Source organism: Spiribacter pallidus (assembly GCF_040838495.1).
In the GTDB taxonomy this organism is placed as follows: Bacteria; Pseudomonadota; Gammaproteobacteria; order Nitrococcales; family Nitrococcaceae; genus Spiribacter; species Spiribacter pallidus.
The window spans coordinates 17,580-35,005 of record NZ_JBAKFM010000004.1 but is presented as its reverse complement, the minus strand read 5'-3'; the positions used below and the strand labels follow the sequence as shown (position 1 = coordinate 35,005).

General features: G+C 65.9%; 17 protein-coding genes. 9 read left to right on the top strand and 8 right to left on the bottom strand.

Translation table 11 applies throughout. The annotated features are described in order from the left end of the window. Positions 1–22: 22 nt before the first annotated feature. A complete protein-coding gene (locus V6X73_RS08090) occupies positions 23–988 on the bottom strand; it encodes a porin (RefSeq protein ID WP_367972846.1) in 966 nt (321 codons plus the stop codon). Positions 989–1,268: 280 nt separating this feature from the next. On the opposite strand from V6X73_RS08090, the gene V6X73_RS08085 reads away from it, so the two are divergent. Further along, on the top strand, positions 1,269–1,577 hold the full coding sequence (locus tag V6X73_RS08085; RefSeq protein WP_367959379.1) for a DUF2288 domain-containing protein: 309 nt from the start codon (positions 1,269–1,271) through the stop codon (positions 1,575–1,577). Positions 1,578–1,607: 30 nt separating this feature from the next. On the opposite strand, the gene msrA is transcribed toward V6X73_RS08085, so the two are convergent. Both msrA and V6X73_RS08075 read right to left on the bottom strand, forming a co-directional pair. Continuing rightward, entirely contained in the window at positions 1,608–2,138 is a 531-nt protein-coding gene (gene msrA / locus V6X73_RS08080) for a peptide-methionine (S)-S-oxide reductase MsrA (RefSeq protein WP_367959378.1), read from the bottom strand. A 33-nt stretch (positions 2,139–2,171) separates the two neighbouring features. Beyond that, positions 2,172–2,711: an NUDIX hydrolase gene (locus V6X73_RS08075; RefSeq protein ID WP_367959377.1), complete on the bottom strand. Its 540-nt coding sequence runs from the start codon at positions 2,709–2,711 to the stop codon at positions 2,172–2,174. A 122-nt stretch (positions 2,712–2,833) separates the two neighbouring features. On the opposite strand from V6X73_RS08075, the gene V6X73_RS08070 reads away from it, so the two are divergent. From V6X73_RS08070 to V6X73_RS08060, 3 genes are read left to right on the top strand one after another with little or no spacing between them, the layout of a single operon-like run. Further along, positions 2,834–3,544: an ABC transporter ATP-binding protein gene (locus V6X73_RS08070; protein ID WP_367959376.1), complete on the top strand. Its 711-nt coding sequence runs from the start codon at positions 2,834–2,836 to the stop codon at positions 3,542–3,544. Then, positions 3,541–6,033, top strand: a complete 2,493-nt coding sequence (locus V6X73_RS08065) for an ABC transporter permease (RefSeq protein WP_367959375.1) — start codon at positions 3,541–3,543, stop codon at positions 6,031–6,033. The genes V6X73_RS08070 and V6X73_RS08065 overlap by 4 nt, the downstream gene beginning before the upstream one ends. Then, positions 6,033–7,181 (top strand): lipocalin-like domain-containing protein, encoded by a 1,149-nt coding sequence (locus V6X73_RS08060; protein ID WP_367959374.1) that lies wholly within the window; start codon positions 6,033–6,035, stop codon positions 7,179–7,181. The genes V6X73_RS08065 and V6X73_RS08060 overlap by 1 nt, the downstream gene beginning before the upstream one ends. A 17-nt stretch (positions 7,182–7,198) precedes the next feature. On the opposite strand, the gene V6X73_RS08055 is transcribed toward V6X73_RS08060, so the two are convergent. Both V6X73_RS08055 and V6X73_RS08050 read right to left on the bottom strand, forming a co-directional pair. After that, a complete protein-coding gene (locus V6X73_RS08055) occupies positions 7,199–7,906 on the bottom strand; it encodes an MlaC/ttg2D family ABC transporter substrate-binding protein (RefSeq protein ID WP_367959372.1) in 708 nt (235 codons plus the stop codon). A 47-nt stretch (positions 7,907–7,953) separates the two neighbouring features. Then, complete coding sequence (locus V6X73_RS08050) at positions 7,954–9,174, bottom strand: Bcr/CflA family multidrug efflux MFS transporter (RefSeq protein ID WP_367959371.1); 1,221 nt, start codon at positions 9,172–9,174, stop codon at positions 7,954–7,956. 106 nt (positions 9,175–9,280) lie between these two features. Here V6X73_RS08050 and V6X73_RS08045 point away from each other — a divergent pair, with 106 nt between their 5' ends. Continuing rightward, positions 9,281–10,153, top strand: a complete 873-nt coding sequence (locus tag V6X73_RS08045) for an NAD-dependent protein deacetylase (RefSeq protein WP_367959370.1) — start codon at positions 9,281–9,283, stop codon at positions 10,151–10,153. Here V6X73_RS08045 and V6X73_RS08040 read toward each other — a convergent pair. Next, complete coding sequence (locus tag V6X73_RS08040; RefSeq protein ID WP_367959369.1) at positions 10,136–11,557, bottom strand: hypothetical protein; 1,422 nt, start codon at positions 11,555–11,557, stop codon at positions 10,136–10,138. The two genes, V6X73_RS08045 and V6X73_RS08040, sit on opposite strands and share 18 nt — an antisense overlap. Before the next feature lie 127 nt (positions 11,558–11,684). Between V6X73_RS08040 and V6X73_RS08035 the strand changes: the two genes are divergently transcribed. From V6X73_RS08035 to V6X73_RS08020, 4 genes are read left to right on the top strand one after another with little or no spacing between them, the layout of a single operon-like run. Then, on the top strand, positions 11,685–11,819 hold the full coding sequence (locus tag V6X73_RS08035; protein WP_367959368.1) for a DUF2256 domain-containing protein: 135 nt from the start codon (positions 11,685–11,687) through the stop codon (positions 11,817–11,819). Beyond that, a complete protein-coding gene (locus V6X73_RS08030) occupies positions 11,816–13,381 on the top strand; it encodes an FAD-binding domain-containing protein (protein ID WP_367959367.1) in 1,566 nt (521 codons plus the stop codon). Before V6X73_RS08035 ends, V6X73_RS08030 begins: the two co-directional genes overlap by 4 nt. Positions 13,382–13,439: 58 nt before the next feature. Continuing rightward, on the top strand, positions 13,440–13,697 hold the full coding sequence (locus V6X73_RS08025; RefSeq protein ID WP_367959366.1) for an AbrB/MazE/SpoVT family DNA-binding domain-containing protein: 258 nt from the start codon (positions 13,440–13,442) through the stop codon (positions 13,695–13,697). Further along, positions 13,697–14,026 carry a type II toxin-antitoxin system PemK/MazF family toxin gene (locus V6X73_RS08020; protein WP_367959365.1) on the top strand — a complete coding sequence of 110 codons (330 nt, stop codon included), beginning with the start codon at positions 13,697–13,699 and terminating at the stop codon, positions 14,024–14,026. Before V6X73_RS08025 ends, V6X73_RS08020 begins: the two co-directional genes overlap by 1 nt. A gap of 78 nt (positions 14,027–14,104) precedes the next feature. On the opposite strand, the gene V6X73_RS08015 is transcribed toward V6X73_RS08020, so the two are convergent. Both V6X73_RS08015 and V6X73_RS08010 read right to left on the bottom strand, forming a co-directional pair. Further along, on the bottom strand, positions 14,105–15,085 hold the full coding sequence (locus V6X73_RS08015) for a porin (protein WP_367959364.1): 981 nt from the start codon (positions 15,083–15,085) through the stop codon (positions 14,105–14,107). A gap of 245 nt (positions 15,086–15,330) precedes the next feature. Continuing rightward, positions 15,331–17,385, bottom strand: a complete 2,055-nt coding sequence (locus tag V6X73_RS08010) for a thioredoxin domain-containing protein (protein ID WP_367959363.1) — start codon at positions 17,383–17,385, stop codon at positions 15,331–15,333. Positions 17,386–17,426: the final 41 nt, after the last annotated feature.

Below are 17,426 nucleotides of genomic sequence, written 5' to 3'. Positions count from 1 at the left end.
ACTGTCAGGAAAGATGTCCTTATTAGAACGAGACAAACACACTCAGCGAGTTCTGATCTCCAGCATCGTTGTCCTGACCCTGGCGGGTTGCCTCCGCATAAACGGTGACGTTGTCCATGATCGAGTAGCCAACGCCAAAGTTCAGCTGGGTCACCGAGTCATCACCAGCGGCCGTCACAACATTCTGCAGCGCGGCTTCGTCGTCGCCTTCCACGCTCTGTGCCACACCGTAGAAGTACCAGCTATCGACGCTGTAGGTGGACGTCAATGACATGAGCGTCACCTCAGCCGCGGTATCTTCTTCGTAAGTGGCGTGGATGTTCGCGCCGCCAAGAGATGTGGCAACACCGAGTCCGTAGAGCGTGTCATCGCCGGTATCCAGGCCGCCGCGATTATCGACCGCCGCGGAGAGCGATACGTTACCGAGGTCGTAAACCACGCCCGCATTGACGGAGGTACCGTCTCCCTGCTCGTCAGCATCGTCGTAGGCGTTGGCACCCAGCTGCACGCTCAGACCATTCATCTCGGGTAGCGTGTAGCGGATCGCGTTGTCGTCGTCGTTGCCGAATCCGGTCACACCGCTCCAGATGTCAATGTCCTTGAGTCCATCAACTACGCCATAAGTGCCAATGTCTGTGCCCAGCTGCACGTTGCCGAAGTCACCGCCAAGGCCGATGTACATCTGATCCGTGTTGATGTCCTGCAGAACGTCACCATCAGTGGTACCGAACTTGTCGAGTTCGATGTAAAGCTCACTCGTCAGCCCCGAATCACTTACCGCCTCGCCGGAGAAGCGCAGGTCCGAGGAGTTGTCGGCGAGGCGGGTGTTGCTGCTACCGTCAGCGTTCGTCCCGTCAACGTACGAGTAGCCGATGTTGGCCGCGACGCCGAATGAGGTGTTGTCATTTACCTGGAACGTAGCAGCGGAAGCTGCGCCGGTGCCCAGCAGGGCCGCGACGGCCAGGGCAGAAGTTGTCTTCTTCATCATTTCAAATTCCCCCATATGGGTTAGGTTTGAACATTCATGCCGGGGAGCTACCCCGACTGTTCGATTAATGTACGCCTTTTCGAGTCGCTGTGGTGCAAATGCAACACAGAGGTCCACGTTGTTGCGCACAGGAAGAAACATAGCCTAGTTTTTTGCCCCATGCAAACGCCCTGTCGCAAAAAAATCTCCTGAATTTTTCAGGCAGTTGCGTGATGACGTTCTAGTCAGGCCTGATAAAGTTGCAAAAACGCAACGCCCGATGGGCGACTGGATATTCCGTATGAGTGACTCAGACATCCCCCTGGAGACCCGCCTGAACACCGAAACCGGCCGCATTCGCTGGGCCGAACTGGCCCGGCATTTTGCCCGGGGGGTGGTGGTGAAGGTCGAGCCGTCGTTGGATCTGGTGGCCGTGGCGGCGGCCTTTGTCCGCGATGACGAGGCCCGGGTGATGGAATGGATGACCGCCCGTCAGGTCTGGCGCGCCAGCGAATCGGATGCCCGTGACTGGCATGCCCGTGACCCGGTGCTCTGGGCCGTGGTGGCCGCCCCGTGGGTGCTGGTCCAAGAGGCGCCGGCGGACGACTGACCCTTTGCCCCGTCCGCCACCGGGCGGGCGCTACTCGGCCATCAATGCCGCGAAGGTGGATCGAGCCTTCTCGAGCTTGGGCTCGATGACCACCTGGCAGTAGGGCATCGGGGCGTTGGTCCGGTAGAAGTCCTGATGATTGGCCTCGGCGGAATAGAACCGCTCAAGCGGCTGGATCTCGGTGACGATAGGATCATCAAACGCACCCTCATGGGTCAGCCGGTCGATCACCGTCTGCGCGATGTCGCGCTGCGTCTCGTCGGCCCACAGGATGATCGACCGGTACTGCGGGCCCACGTCGGCCCCCTGCCGATCCTTGGTAGTGGGGTCATGGATGGCAAAAAACACCTCGAGCAGCGGCTCGAAGCCGATCACCGACGGGTCGTATTGGATCTGCACCACCTCGGCATGCCCCGTGCGCCCGGTACAGACCTGCCGATAATCCGGATCGGGCACATGGCCGCCGGCATAGCCCGAGGTCACCTGCTGCACGCCCTTTAGCTTTTGGAACACCGCCTCGATACACCAAAAGCAGCCGCCGCCCAGGGTCGCTGTCGCCATGGCTTGCTCCTTATTAGTTGGTTGCATGACCGGTCAGCCGTCCGTGGCCGGGTTGGCAAAGGCCTGCCCGTGGCCTTCCATATGGGCCTGGTGATCCTGGGTGAGGGCCCACTCCACCGTCGGGAAGGCCAGCTCGTCCCAGGGCAGGTCCGAGTAATGGAAAAGCCCGACGGCCTGCGACTCCGGGCCGGCGGCGACGTTCGCGTCGGTGAGCACGGCCCGGTAGATCAACTGCACCTGATGGATACGCGCCAGGCTGTAGACCGCCAGCAGCCCGGTCAGCGTGAGCCGCGCCCGGGCCTCTTCCCAGGCCTCGCGCATGGCGCCGGCCTCGGCGGTCTCGCCAAGCTCCATGTAGCCGGCCGGCAGGGTCCAGTAGCCGATGCTCGGCGGGATGGCCCGGCGGCAGAGCAGAATGCGCTCATCCTCGGCCCGGGCCACCACGCCGACCACGATGCGGGGGTTTTCATAGGCGATAAAGCCACAGTCCGGGCAGGTGAGTCGCTCGCGGTCGTCGCCCTGGGGCACTTCGTAGATGCGAGGGCCGATCTCGGCACCGTCGGGGTCGGTCATGCGGAGGATCCAGAAAAAAGTGTCGCCTGACAGCATAACAAAGCCCCGGCAGGGCGGATATGCGATACGGTTGGAACCTGTCGCCACCCCATCGGTCAGCCAGTAAAACCCGGGAGCCTTCCATGGCCGACATTGCCTTCGAAGCACTGAGCCGCTGGTACGGGACATCGCCCCGCCGCACGGTCCTCACCGACGTCTCCGGCCACATCCGGGCCGGCGAGTTTGTGGTGGTGGTTGGCCGCAGCGGCTCGGGCAAATCCACCCTGCTCAACCTGCTCGGGGGCCTGGATCTGCCCAGCCGCGGGACGGTGCGGATTGATGGCACCGATATCGCCACCCTCAGCGACCGGGCCCTCACCGCGCTGCGTCGGCGGCGGATGGGGTTTGTGTTCCAGTCCTACAACCTCATCGCCACGCTGTCGGTGGCGGATAACCTGCGCCTGCCGCTGACCTTGAACGGGCTTGCCGACGACGGCCGGGTTGAGGGCTGGCTCGAGCGGGTGGGGCTGCCGGGCCGGGGCGCAGACTGGCCGGATCGGCTCTCCGGCGGCGAGCAACAGCGCGTGGCCATCGCTCGGGCGCTGATCCATGGCCCGGAGTTCATCCTGGCCGACGAGCCCACCGGCAACCTGGATCTGGAAAACGCCGAGCGCATCGTGGGGCTTTTGGATGCACTCTGCCGGGCCGAGGGCCGGACCCTGGTGATGGTCACCCACGCCCGCGAGGTGGCCGGTCTCGCCGATCAGCTTTTAACCATCCGAGACGGGCAACTGGTGGCCGCCGACGCCGAGACCACCGACGATGACAGCACCCCGGCGGAGGCGCTTTCGTGAACCGACTGCTCGGCCGGATCGGCCGCAGCGACCTGCGTCGCCACCCGCTGCAGACCGGCCTCGCCGTACTGGGCGTGGCCATCGCCGTGGCCGTAGTGGTGGCGGTGGACCTTGCCAACCACTCCGCCCGCGAGGCGATGCGGGTCTCGCTGGAATCGGTCACCGGCAAGGCCACGCATCAGCTGGTGGGTGGGCCAAAGGGCCTGGATGAGCGTGTCTACACCCGGCTTCGTACCGAGCAGGGCCTGCGCCAGGCCGCACCGGTCATCCAGGGCGGGGTGACCCTTGTCAACGAGTCGCGCCGGCCCATGACATTGCTGGGGCTGGATGCCTTTGCCGAGGGTCCGTTCCAGCGGCCGCTCGGCAGTGGCGAGGGCCTGGGGGACGCCTTTAACGATCTGCTGCTGCGGGATGATGCCGTGGCCATCGGCAGTGGCGAGGCCGAACGGCTGGGGGTCGCCGCCGGTGATCACCTGGACTTGGTGGTGGCCGGCGAGTCGCGGCGGGTCACCGTGGTGGCGGTGGTGGACGACCCAGAAGACCAGGGCCGGGGGCTGATCCTTGCGGATATTGCCGCCGCCCAAAGCCTGCTGGGCCGCCTCGGCCGGCTGGATCGCATCGATTTGATCCTGACGGATGATGAGGCCGGGGCGCTTGCCACCACCCTGCCATCCGGCGTGCGGTTGGTGCCCGCGGCGGCGAGCAGCAACTCGGTGTTGCAGATGAGCCGGGCCTTTCACATCAACTTGACCGCCCTGTCGCTGCTGGCGGTGGTGGTGGGGGCCTTTCTGGTGTTCAACACGCTAAGCTTTCTCTCGGTCCGCCGGCGTCCGACGATCGGGGTGTTGCGGGCGATGGGAGTGCAACGTCGCGAGATCCTGCTGCAGGTCCTGGGTGATGCGCTTTTAATCGCCGCGGCGGGCACGATCATGGGCCTGGGCCTTGGCTTTGCGCTCGCCCACGGCCTGGTGGGGCTGGTGCTACAGACCGTCAACGATGTTTACTTCGAGCGCGCCGCCGGTGATTTGGTGCTCTCGGCCTGGAGCCTGGCGGCCGGGTTGCTGGTCGGTCTGGGCGGCTCGTTGCTGGCCGCCCTGGCACCGGCCCGGGAAGCTGCCGCCACCCCGCCGCGCTCGGCGCTTTCGCGATCGGATCTCGAGCGCCGCGCGCGCTGGCTGGCCACCCGAGCTTCGGTTGGTGGCGGTGGATTGCTGATCTTAGGCGCCGCAGTAATCGCATTGAGCGATGCCCTGGTCCCCGCCTTTGCCGGGTTGTTTGCCTTGATCCTGGGGGCGGCGTTTCTGGCACCGGGGGTGATCCTGCTGACCGGCGGCCTGCTGCGACCCCGGGTCACCGGTCGTCCCTACGCCGGGTTGATCGTCGAAGGCGCGGTGGCTTCGTTGAGCCGCACTGGTGTGGCGGTGGCTGCGCTTTCGGTGGCGGTGGCGGCGGTGATCGGCGTGGCGATTATGATCGCGAGCTTTCGCGGCAGTGTGGTCGACTGGCTCGCCGGCTCGCTGGCGGCGGATTTCTACCTCACCGCGCCGGCCTCACTGACCGACGGCCAGGCGGATGAGGCCGCCGCACTCGAGGCGGTGGATTTTGTCAGCCGCTCTCGCTGGTACGAGCTGCCCACCGCCGACGGGCCGGTGGAGCTCTGGGCCCTGGGGCTGCCCGATGGCCGTCGGCCCGAGGTGGCAATCCGCCAGGGCGATCCGGCCGCCGCCCGGGCGGCGTTCGAAGATGACGCGGCGGTGCTGGTTAGCGAGCCCTTTGCCGCGCGCCGGCAACTGGCGGTGGACGACCGGCTGATCCTGCCGCTGCCTAGCGGTGATGTCAGCCTGCGGGTGGCGGGAGTCTACCGCGACTATTCCGCACCCACCGGCGTGGTGCTCATGCGCCGCTCGCTCTATCAGCGCTTTTTCGACGACGAGGGGATCGATGGCATTAGCGTCCATGCCACCACCGATGCTGACCGAACGACGCTGGGCCGACGCCTGGAAGGCCTGCTCGCGGGTGTCCCGGGCGGTCGGGTGACGGATAACGCGGCGGTTTTCGAGCAGTCGCTGATGATCTTTGACCGCACCTTTGCCATTACCGAGGTTTTGCGCTGGCTGGCGGGGCTGGTGGCGTTTGTGGGCGTGATCAGTGCGTTGATGGCCTTGCACCTCGATCGGATGCGCGAGTTTGCCGTTTTGCGTGCCACCGGCGTGACCCGTCGCGGGCTTGCCGGTTTGGTGGGCGGGCAGAGCGGGCTTTTGGGCCTGATCGCCGGGCTCTGGGCCATCCCGCTGGGGGTGGCGCTTGCCGGGTTGCTGGTTTTTGTCATCAACCGCCGGGCCTATGGCTGGACCATGGGGTTTGACCTTCAGGCCGCGCCGCTGGTCGAAGGGGTCATGCTGGCGGTGGTGGCGGCGCTGATCGCCGCGGTCTATCCGGCCTGGCGGGCGGCGCGGATGCCGATTGTCGAGGGACTCAAGGGGGAGTGATGCGGCGAGCCGATCCAACATTGCTGGTGTTACTGGCACTTGTCATCACCGGCGGGGCCATCGCCTGGCTGCGGACCGGCGGCCTGAGCGCGCCCCCCACCCCCGCCGGGCAGAGCCTGGCCGAGACCATGGGGCCGACCGCCGATGCCGATGCCTTTGCCCGGGTGACCGGGCCCGCGCCCCTGGACTTTCCGCAGGATCATGGCGCCCACCCCGACTATCGCACCGAGTGGTGGTATTTCACCGGCAATCTCACCGGCGAGGATGGCCGGGACTACGGTTTTCAGTTAACGCTGTTCCGCTCGGCGCTGGCGCCGCGGGCCGAGGATCGCGCCTCCGACTGGGCGAGCCGTCAGGCCTGGATGGGGCATTTTGCGATCACCGATATCGACGGTGGCGAGCACCGGGCAAGCGAGCGCTATCAGCGCGGGGCGGTGGGCCTTGCCGGCGCCGAGACCGAGCCGGTGCGCGTGTGGATGGATGATTGGGTGATCGAAAGCCACGGCCCGGCGGCGCTTTTCCCGGCCACCTTAAAGGCCCGGGCGCCTGAAAAGGGCATTGCCATCGAGCTGCGGGTCGACGCCCTAAAGCCCCATGTGTTGCAGGGCGATCGCGGCTATAGCCAAAAGGGCGCCGACCCGGCCAACGCCTCGCGCTATTACTCCTACACCCGCCTGGCCGCCGACGGGGTAATCGAGTTCGACGGCCGCCGGGTGCCGGCCCGGGGCAGTGCCTGGCTGGATCGGGAGTGGTCCACCAGCGCACTCGATGCCAACCAGCAGGGCTGGGACTGGTTTGCCCTGCAGCTTGCCGATGGCCGGGATGTCATGGTCTATCGACTGCGCCGGCGCGATGGGCGCACCGACCCGCATTCCGCCGGCGTTCTGGTGGATGCGGATGGCCGCAAAAAACGCCTCACCGCCGATGATTTCGAGCTCACCCCCACCCGCTACTGGGAAAGCCCCAGCACCGGCTCGCGCTATCCGGTGGCCTGGACACTGAGCTTGCCGGCGGCCTCGCTGGCGCTCGAGATCACCGCCCGGGTGGATGCCCAGGAGATGCCCACCACGGTGCGCTACTGGGAAGGGGCCGTGGCGGTGGCCGGCGACGCCGAGGGCGTGGGGTATCTCGAGATGACCGGCTACTAGCCCCGACCGCCGGCCAATCAGTCGGTGGTATCGGCCGGATCGCTGCCGCTCTGCCAGGCGCTGTCGACATCCACTGCACCGTCTTCGAGGGCGGCGATCATGGCATCGACATCGCCGTTGCGGCCGGCGGACTGCAGGGCATCGCGAAAGACCAGCAGGATGCTCACCCCGCTTGTCTCGATATCAAAAACCCGCCAGCGATCATCGCGGTGGTAGAGCTGGATGCGCAGCGTCATGTCATCCACATGGGGGCCGCGGACGTTGGCGGCAATCACCGCCCGGCGGTCGTCCTGGGTGACGGTGCGAAGGGCGACTTCACCTTCGCTTGCAAAATCCACCGCCTCGCGGGTGTAGCGCTGCAGGGCGCCGGCGTAGAGGTTGCCGATGCGCCGGGCAAGCGCCGATTCGAGCCGCTCGATCTCCCCGGGCTGGGCCTGCCGGGCGGCCGGTCCCATGACAAAACGCGCCATGACCTGGGTATCCACAAAGGGCAGGATGCGCTCATCAAAAATGGCCCGGGCCGAGTCCCGGTCGGCCTGGATGCGCTCATGCTGCTCAGCGATGGTCTGTAAGGCGTCGGTGACCACCTTCTCGACCACCGCCTCGGGCGCCAGGCCCCGGGGTGTGCCATCGCCGGTGCTGGCCGCCGCCACGCCACTCGCCGCCCCACCGGTTGCCAGTATGGCCGCGGCGAGCATCAAAAGGGTTGCGCGTATTTGCCCCATGGGCCACCTCGTTGTCATCTACCGGCAAGGATACCGCGAATCGCTCGTCAAAGCGCCACCGCCGGCCGGCGAAGCTGCAGCCACAGTGCGCCCACCGAGGCCAGCGCCAGCACCGCGGCGGCGCTCATCACCGCCACCATGGTGATCAACGGCCCGGCATCGATAAAGCCCACCACCGAGGCACACAACGCCCCGAGGCCGAACTGAAACACCCCAAAAAGGGCCGATGCCGCCCCGGCATGCGCCGGGTGACGGTCCAGCAGCCCCGCCACGGTGTTGGCGGCGATCACCCCCACGGTGCTCAGCGCGATAAAAAGCACCGGCGTAATCAGCCACTGGCCAGAAATGCCGGCAAGCGTCATCACCAGCATCACCAGCGTAGCGGCGGTCATGGTCACCACCCCGGCGGTGAGCATGGGCCGGTGGCCAAAGCGCATCACCAGCTGGCCGTTGGTGAGGTTGCCGATCAAAAGCCCCACGACGTTCAAGGCAAAGAACAACCCGAAATGCGCCTGGTCGACGCCAAAGACGCGGGTGTAGACAAACGGCGAGCCCGAGACATAGGCAAAAAGCGCCCCAAAGGCCATGCCACCGGCGCCCAGATAGGCCAGGGCCAGGGGGTCCTGGAGGATGGGGACGTAGCCGGCAAACAACCGCCGCAGCGGTGCGGTGGGCCGGCGATCCAGGGGGTGGGTCTCGGGCAGGCTGGTCACCATCATGGCAATGCAGGTGATGGCAAACGCCACCAGCGCCCAGAACGTCGCCCGCCAGCCCAGCGTCGCACTGAGCCACCCGCCCAGGACCGGGGCGATCAGCGGCGCCATGGTCATCACCAGGATCACAAAAGACATCACCCGGGCCGCCCGGCGGCCGGTGTAGATGTCACGGACCACCGCCCGGGCGATGACCGGGCCGGCGGCCGCGCCAAAGCCCTGGGCGAGCCGCGCGCCGAGCAGTGCCTCGATGCCGGGGGCGAGGGCGCAGACCAGGCTGGCGGCGAGATAGAGCAGGGTGCCGGCCAGAAGCGGCCCACGCCGGCCATAGCGATCGGCGAGCGGGCCGTAGAGCAACTGTCCGGTGGCCAGGCCGATAAAAAACAGACTCAAGCTTTGCTGGGTGAGCGCCGCGGTGGTGGCAAGGTCCTGCTCGATCAGTGGCAGCCCGGGCAGATAGAGATCGATGGATAAGGGCGCGAAGGCGGTGATCACCCCCAGCATGATGATCATCGCAAGCCCCTCGGGCCGGGCCGGTTGAATGGGATCGAGCACTGAAACCTCCGTGAAGCTGCGACAGTCTACCCCAGCATCGCCACGGTTGACCCGATGCCGGTGGTGTGGAGTGATGGAGGGTATAAAGTCTTGAGGAGTTCCTGACGTGGCGAGTGTCCGCCCCCTGCCCGAACCGGCCCTGGAGATGGGCATCCCGGCGCTGGCCGATGCGCTGTCCGACCGGGCGCCGGTGGCGGTGATCACCGGCGCCGGGGTGTCCACCGGCTCGGGCATCCCCGATTATCGTGACCACAACGGGGTGTGGAAGCGCGGTTCGCCCATGCAGCTAAAGGAGTTCACCGAAAGCCCCAGCGGCCGCCAGCGCTACTGGGCGCGCAGCCTGGTGGGCTGGCGCACGGTGGAGACGGCCCGGCCCAATGCCGCGCATCGCAGCATCGCCGCACTGGAGTCGGCGGGGCTGGTGGGTGCGTTGATCACCCAGAATGTCGATGGCCTGCACCAGGCGGCGGGCAGCCGCGAGGTGCTCGACCTGCATGGCCGGCTGGATCAGGTCGAGTGCCTGGACTGCGGCCGGGTCATCCCGCGCCGGCATCATCAACACCAGCTCGAGTCCGCCAACCCGGGCTGGGTGGATGCCGCCACTACCGCCTACCACACCCCGGATGGCGATGCCGAGCTGACCGGGGTGGATTATCGCGACTTTGTGGTGCCGGGCTGTGAGGCTTGTGGCGGTATGTTAAAGCCCGCGGTGGTGTTCTTTGGCGAGACCGTCCCCGCCACCCGGGTGGAGCAGGCTTTCGCCGCGGTCGAGCGCTGCGGGGCGTTGTGGATTGTGGGCTCGTCGCTGATGGTCTGGTCGGGTTATCGGTTTGTGCGCGCCGCGGCGGCCGCCGGCACACCGGTCTATGTACTGGGGCTGGGGGTGACCCGGGGGGATGCCGAGGCGCAGGGGCGAGTCACCCAGGACTGTGCCGCCGGCCTGGCGGCGATCCAATCGGCGTTAGGCCAGCGGGTGTAACAGCCCCTGCCGGGTCCACTCCGCCAGGGTGGACCAGACGGTATGCGCCAGGGTGTCGCGGTCGCTATCGGCATCGGGCAGCTCACGGAGTTCGTCGACAATGGCCTCAAGCCCCTGGCCATCGCAGGCCAGCAGCCAGATCAGACTGGCCGTGTCGTTGGGTTGCAGCCAGCGTTGCCGCTGGCGGTCATAAAGCCGCAGGCCATGGTCATCGATATGCTCATCCACCCGGCCGGGCGTGAGCCGGGGCAGGGGTGGGGCGAGTGTTTTGATATCGCTTGCCAGTGGTTGAAACCCGCCGGCCGGGGCCGGCCTGTCCTGATGGGGCCGTTGCGGGTCATTGAGTCCAAGGCGATCCACCAGGTCATAGACCATGGCGCGTTTGATGCGCGCCTCCTGTTCGCCGCCATCCGCCGGGCCGGCGAACACCCCGAGTGATGGGTTGAGGTTGCACTCAAGCAGCCACGGGCGCCGGTCACGATCCACCAGACAGTCCAGGCCCAGAAACTCATAGCAGCAGGTGGGATCCGCGCCGGCGGCTCGGGTGGCGCGATCCATGGTCGGGCGCGCGGCCCACACCGCCCGGGCGATGAGGCGGTCGATGCGCCTGAAAAGCCCGTCGGCATCCTGCCCCTCGGCGGCAAGCCGGGCGCGATAGCCCTCGAGGTCAATAAAGACCACCGGGTCGTCCACCCGCGCATTGGTGGCGTTGATATCCGGGTTGGTCTGGTGGATGTAGGGGTCGGTGAGGTCATCGAGGGTGTAGGCGTGGGAGGCGAGCTTGGCGAAGCCCTGGGCATAGCGCTCGACCCGCAGCGGCGCCACCGAGCGGATCAGCACATAAAGGCGCAGGACATACTTGCGGTGGTCGATGAGATGCGGGTCGGCGAGATAGCGCTGGACGATCCAGCCGCCCGCGGGCGAGCCAGGTGGCTGGATGCCGCGGGGGTCATCGAGCAGCCGGATGCCCTGGCCCCGGGCGCTGTTGGCGGGTTTTAAAAGCCACAGCGCCCCGGGCTCGGCGGCCGCCGCGGCCTCGAGTGCCGCCCGGTCGCGGGGCAGGCAATAGGTCGGCGGGATCATGTCCATGGCCTGGGCCGGTTCGCTCTCGTTGCCGTAGAGCGCGGCCAGCTGGTCGCGGGTGCGGTGGATATGATCGGCAAGCGATGATTTGACGGTGAGCGCGCCGTTGCCGGGGATGTGATTGACAAGCCGGCCGTCCCGGGCCCGCTGGAACGCCGTCACCGGGGGCATGCCCACGTGCCAGAGCGTATCCCAGTCATCACCCTCGGGCCCGGTCCCGGCCGGGCGCCATTGGGTTTTATCGAGCGCCTCGACAAAAAAGCGATCCTCTTCGCCGGGATGGGCTTGGGTGAGGGCGTAGCGACGGCGCGGGTCGGTCATGACAGGGCAGTGGCCAACGTTCGAGGGTGAATCGGCATGATAACTCGCGCCCGGCGAACTTCGCCCGTGCGGGCCGGTCCATTGAAGGTCCTTGCCTGCAAAAGGCATTTACGCAAGGCTGGCCGCCATGAATAAACCGCTTCCCAGCAAAATCTGCCCGGTCTGCGAGCGCCCCTTTAACTGGCGGCGCAAATGGGCGAAGGACTGGGAGAACGTCCGCTATTGCAGCGAGCGTTGCCGCCGCAGCCGCAAGCGCTCATGACCCGGCAGCTTGTCTGGTTCAAGCGCGATCTGCGCGCCTACGACCATGCCCCGCTGGCCAATGCCGCAGCGACCGGGCCGGTGCTACCGGTCTATGTCATCGAGCCCGGCTACTGGCAACAGCCCGATACTGCGGCCCGGCACTGGGCGTTCATCCGGGCATCCCTCATCGAGCTGGATGCCGCGCTGCATGGCCGTGGGCTGCGGCTTTTGGTGATCAAAGGCGAGCTGCCCGAGGTGTTCGCCCGTTTGCATGCGGCTCTGCCCTTCGAGGCCATCCACGCCCACGAAGAGACCGGCAACCACTGGACCTATCAACGCGACCGGGCGGTGGCGGCCTGGTGCCGGTCAAGCGGTGTGGGTTTGAATGAGACGCCGCAGTTCGGTGTGGTGCGCGGGCTTAAAGACCGCGATGAATGGGCCGGGCACTGGGAGCGGCGGATGAAGGCACCGCCGGTGCAAGCGCCCACCGCGATAACCCCGGGGGCGACCGAGGCGGCGCTTGCTGACACCGGTCTCAAGCCGCTTGCGATAGCGGCGTTGCCGGCCGAGCGGGGTTATGACAACACCCCTTGCCCGGGGCGCCAGGCCGGTGGGCGGGCGGCCGGCGAGGACTTGCTAGCAAGCTTTCTGACCGAGCGGGGCGAGACCTATCGCCAGGGCATGGCCAGCCCGCGCTCGGCCGAGCATGTCTGCTCTCGGCTTTCCGCGCATATCGCCTATGGCACGTTATCGCTTCGCGAGATTGTCCAGACGCATCGCCGCCGCTGGGCCGAAGCCAAGGCCGCCGCCCCCCGATCCAACTGGGCGCAGTCTTTGAAATCGTTTGAGTCGCGGCTGCACTGGCACTGCCATTTCATCCAAAAGCTCGAAGACGAGCCCAGTATCGAGTGGCGCAACCTGCATCGCGGCTATGACGGGCTGCGCGATGAATCGGCGGTGGATGGCGAGCGACTGGCTGCCTGGGCCGAAGGCCGCACCGGAGTGCCGTTTATCGATGCCTGCATGCGGCAGGTCGCCCATGACGGGTGGATCAACTTTCGGATGCGGGCGATGCTGGTGGCGGTGGCGAGCTATCACCTGTGGCTGCACTGGCGCGAGCCGTCGCTGCATCTGGCGCGGCTATTCACCGACTACGAGCCCGGTATCCATTACTGTCAGTTTCAGATGCAGTCGGGGACCACCGGCATTAACACGTTGCGCATCTACAACCCGGTCAAACAGTCGCGGGATCAGGACCCACAGGGCGATTACATCCGGCGCTGGATCCCGGCGCTTGCTCAGGTGCCGGCGGACTGGATCCACGAGCCCTGGAAGATGCCGGCCACCCTGCAGAGGCGCTATGGCCTGCGGCTGGGCGAGGACTACCCGCTGCCGGTAGTGGATCACGAACAGGCCGCCCGCGAGGCCCGCGCCCGCATCAAGGCCCATCGCGCGAGCCGCGATCTCAACCGCGAATCCGCCCGCATCCGCCGCCAACATGCAAGCCGCAGCCCCAGCCCGGAACGGCCACGCAAACGCCGCCGCGCGCCTGCACCCGGGCAGGGAGAGCTGGATTTATAGTGTCCCGTCCGTCGTGATAAGGTTGATGTAATCACAATGTGGTTACAAGCTTGTGCGCATGAAAGTCAGGTTGATTCCAATCGGTAACTCCAAAGGGATACGAATCCCGTCCACGGTCATACGCGACTGTGGGCTCGAAGGCGAGCTTGATCTGGAGGTCCGCGACGGCGGTGTCTACATCACCCCGAGTCACCATCCGCGGGCGGGGTGGGAGGCCGCAATCACCGCCTCGCCGCACCCGGCGACCGCCGATGAGGGTCTGCTCATCCCGGATGATGCGGATAACGCATTCGACGACACCGAATGGACCTGGTGATGGCGTCGGGTATTGAACGATTCCAGGTGTATCGGGTGACGCTCAACCCGACCCGTGGCGCCGAGATGCGCAAGACCCGCCCGGCCGCCATCATCTCACCGGATGAACTCAACCGGTCTTTGTCGACGGTGATCATCGCGCCAATGACGACCACAGTACGTCAGTGGCCGTGTCGGGTTGTGATCAGTTTCAACGGCAAGGAAGGCGAGGTGGCACTGGATCAGCTCCGTGCCATCGATCAAACCCGTTGTCGGGAGCACCTGGGGCGTCTCGACGAGCAGGCGGCTTGTCAAATTACCGAGCGGCTGCAAGCCATGTTTGCCCGATAGCCTTAAAAAAAACCGCCCACCGGTTAGCGACGCCGGCGGGCGGTTTGCCATATGGGGGTGTCGTCTAGGCGCTTTTGATCAGAACGCGTACACGAGTCCGAGCGTCATCTGGGTGTCGGCATCAGTGGGATCCTGGCCGTCAAAATCGGCGTATTCGGCGTAGACGTCGAAGCCATCGGCGATGGCAGCGCTCACGCCCAGGGCATACTGCGACTGATCATCGCCAACATCCGGTGAAACCGACTGATAGGCACCATAAAGGTTGCCCATGCCGTAGTCGTACGAGACGGCCACGCCAGTGTAATCGGTGTCCTGATCGTTGGTGTCAGTCTCCATCTCGTGGGAAAGGGAAACCTCGGCAAGACCCAGCTCGAACACTGTGGCGATACCGGTCAGCCCGTCGTCGCTATCGGCTGTGTTACCAAGCTCATCATAACCGACGTGGATGGCACCGACGCCAAAGTCATAGGCAGCACTGGCGACGAAGCCCTGTTCCGACTCGGTGCTGTTTTCGGCCTCATCCAGAATGCCAATCTGCAGGTTAAAAGAAAAACCGGCTGTCTCAGGGCTGTAGTAGGTCAGCATGTTGTTCTCATCAAACCCGTAGCCGCCGTAGTCCAGCCCCGACTCCTCGGTAATATCCACCGCGTCGGTGATTAAGTCTTCGTAGACACTGTCGGTGGCCCCAACCTCGAGCTGGCCAAAGTCGCCTTCAATGCCGGCGACGGCGCCGTCGAACTCTGTGCCGGTTCCATCGTCGGTCTGGTTCTCGAACTTGAAGGCGGCTTCGGTGTAGGCATCGAAATTCTCGAACGAGCGCACCGCCGACCACGCCAACTCGATCTCGCCTTCGAGGTCGTTTTCGTTGGTCTCCTCGGGGTCCCCACCGTCCGTAGTGTCAACCGCCGTGTCCACGGCATCTTTAACGAAGTAGTTCGAGACAAACTCACCCTCGAGCTCAAAGGCGGTGCCCTCAGGAATCTGGATGGTGGCAGCGTTCACACCCGCCGACACCATGCCTGCGGCCACAAAAAGGGCCAGCTTGGATACGTTTTTCATCACATCAATCCTCATTTGCAAATGGCGTTGTTTCGCCGCGACAACGGCGCGATGGCCGTGCGACGCGACTGCGCGCCAATTTGCAGATCGGATGTGACAGCAGCGGGACGTTCCGGTGACAGAGCCCGGACGTTTCAATGAACATTCAACTGCAGATTGATGACAGGCGTGGCGTCGGCGCCACAGCCCGACCGGCGGCCGGGCGGTCACGCAACGCCCTGTGCCCCCGCCGGTCGGCGGAGGCGTCAGGGGGTGTCTGTTAGCCGGTCGGCCAGTTCGGTGGGCGTTGCCGCTTTGGGCAGGCAGGTGTGCCCCCGGCAGACCCAGGCGCCGGTTTCGCCGGCGGGGGTGCTGGCAAGCGGGGCATTCACCGGCGGGGTGAAGACCAGCCGATTGGGCTGGTAGGCGGCGTTAGCCACCTCCATCCAGTGTTCGAGGGCGTTGTCGTCGGCGCGCACGACCACCACCTCGGGCGGTTCGATCAGCTCATCCAGTGCATCCAGCAGCGCGCACTGCGCCGCGGCGGTCTGCTCGAGCTGCTCGGCGCCGGCGCGCACGGCCCGTTCCGCGGCTTTGCTATAGCGCGGCTCGCCCACCAGACAGGCAAGCCGATTGAGCGCCAGCGCGGCGATGCCGTTGCCCGAGGGCAGGGCGTCGTCGGTGAAGGTCCGGGGCCGCTGGATGAGCGACTCGTGATCGGCGGCGGTAAAGAAAAACCCGCCCACCCGGGGATCCTCGAACTGCTCGAGCAACACATCACCCAACCGCGTGGCCCATGCCATTCGCTGGCTGTCCCAGCGGGCCTGCTGCAGCTCGATGAGCGCATCCAGCATAAAGGCGTGGTCGTCCAGATACCCCGGCAGGTCGGCCTGACCGGCCCGCCAGCTAGCCAGAAGGCGACCGTCGCGCCAGAGATGTTGGTGCACAAACTGCTCGGCCGCCTCGGCCGCGTCGATGAATTCGGGCAGCCCCAGCAGCCGTCCGGCCCGCGCCAGTCCCCGGATCATAAGCGCGTTCCAGGCGGTCAGTGCCTTGTCATCGCGTCCCGGTCGCTCGCGCTCGTCCCGCGCTTTGCGCAGCTTGGCCTGCGCGGACTGCCAACGCTGCACCAGCCCGTCCCGGGGAGTCTGCAATCGCTTGGCAAGCTCTGAGAACGCCATATGCACCTGCGGGTGCCACCGGCCCTCGAAGTTGGGCTTTTCATCAAGCCCCAGCCGCAGAATCACCAGCTCGGCCTCGTCGGCGTCCAGCACGTCGCGCACCTCATCGGGCGTCCAGAGGTAGAACACCCCTTCGCCCTCGCTGGTATCGGCATCCAGCGAGGTGGCAAAGCCGCCCTCAGGAAGGCGCATCTCGCGCAGTGCCCACTCGCCGGTCTCGCGGGCGATGCGGCGGAAGAACCGATCCCCGGTGGCGCGGTGGGCATCGGTGGCCACGCTCATTAAAAGCGCATTGTCCGAGAGCATCTTCTCGAAATGCGGGATCATCCACTCGCCATCCACCGAGTAGCGGGCAAAGCCGCCCCCGACCTGATCGTAGAGCCCGCCCAGCGCCATTCGGCGCAGGGTGTGACAGGCCATGTGCAGTGCCCCGCGATCGGCATCTACTGATCGCTCGCTGCGGGCGTAATGCCGCAACAGCCGGTTGAGGGCGACCGGCTGCGGAAACTTGGGCGCGCTGCCAAACCCGCCAAAGGCCGGGTCGAACCGCTCGCCGAGCTGCAATCGGGCATCCTCCAGCGCCTCGCGGCCGGGCAGCTCAGCCTCGCCGGATACGGCGGCCAACCGCTCGAGTACCTGCTGCATATCGGCGTTTTGCTCGTGGATCTCCTCGGGCCGGTCCCGGTAGACCTCGACGACCCGCTCCATCACCGCATCAAAGCCCGGCATGCCCTGGCGGCCCTGTCGCGGAAAATAGGTGCCGGCAAAAAACGGCAGCTGATCGGGGGTGAGGAAAACGGTCAGCGGCCAGCCACCGCCCCGGCCGGTGAGCAGCTGATGGGCGGTCTGATAGATGCGGTCGAGATCGGGGCGCTCTTCGCGGTCGACTTTGATATTGATGAAATCGCGGTTCATCTGTGCCGCGATCTGCGCATCCTCGAAGCTCTCGTGGGCCATGACATGGCACCAGTGACAGGCCGAGTAGCCGATCGACAGCAGAATCAGCTTGCCCTCGTCCCGGGCGGCGGCCAATGCGGTCTCGTCCCAGGGCTGCCAGTGGACCGGATTGTCCGCGTGCTGACGCAGATACGGGCTGGTGGCGTCGGCCAGGCGATTGATCTGTGTGGGCGTCGATGACATGCCGGCTCCGGGCGCAGTTCGAAAACAATCCATAATGCTAT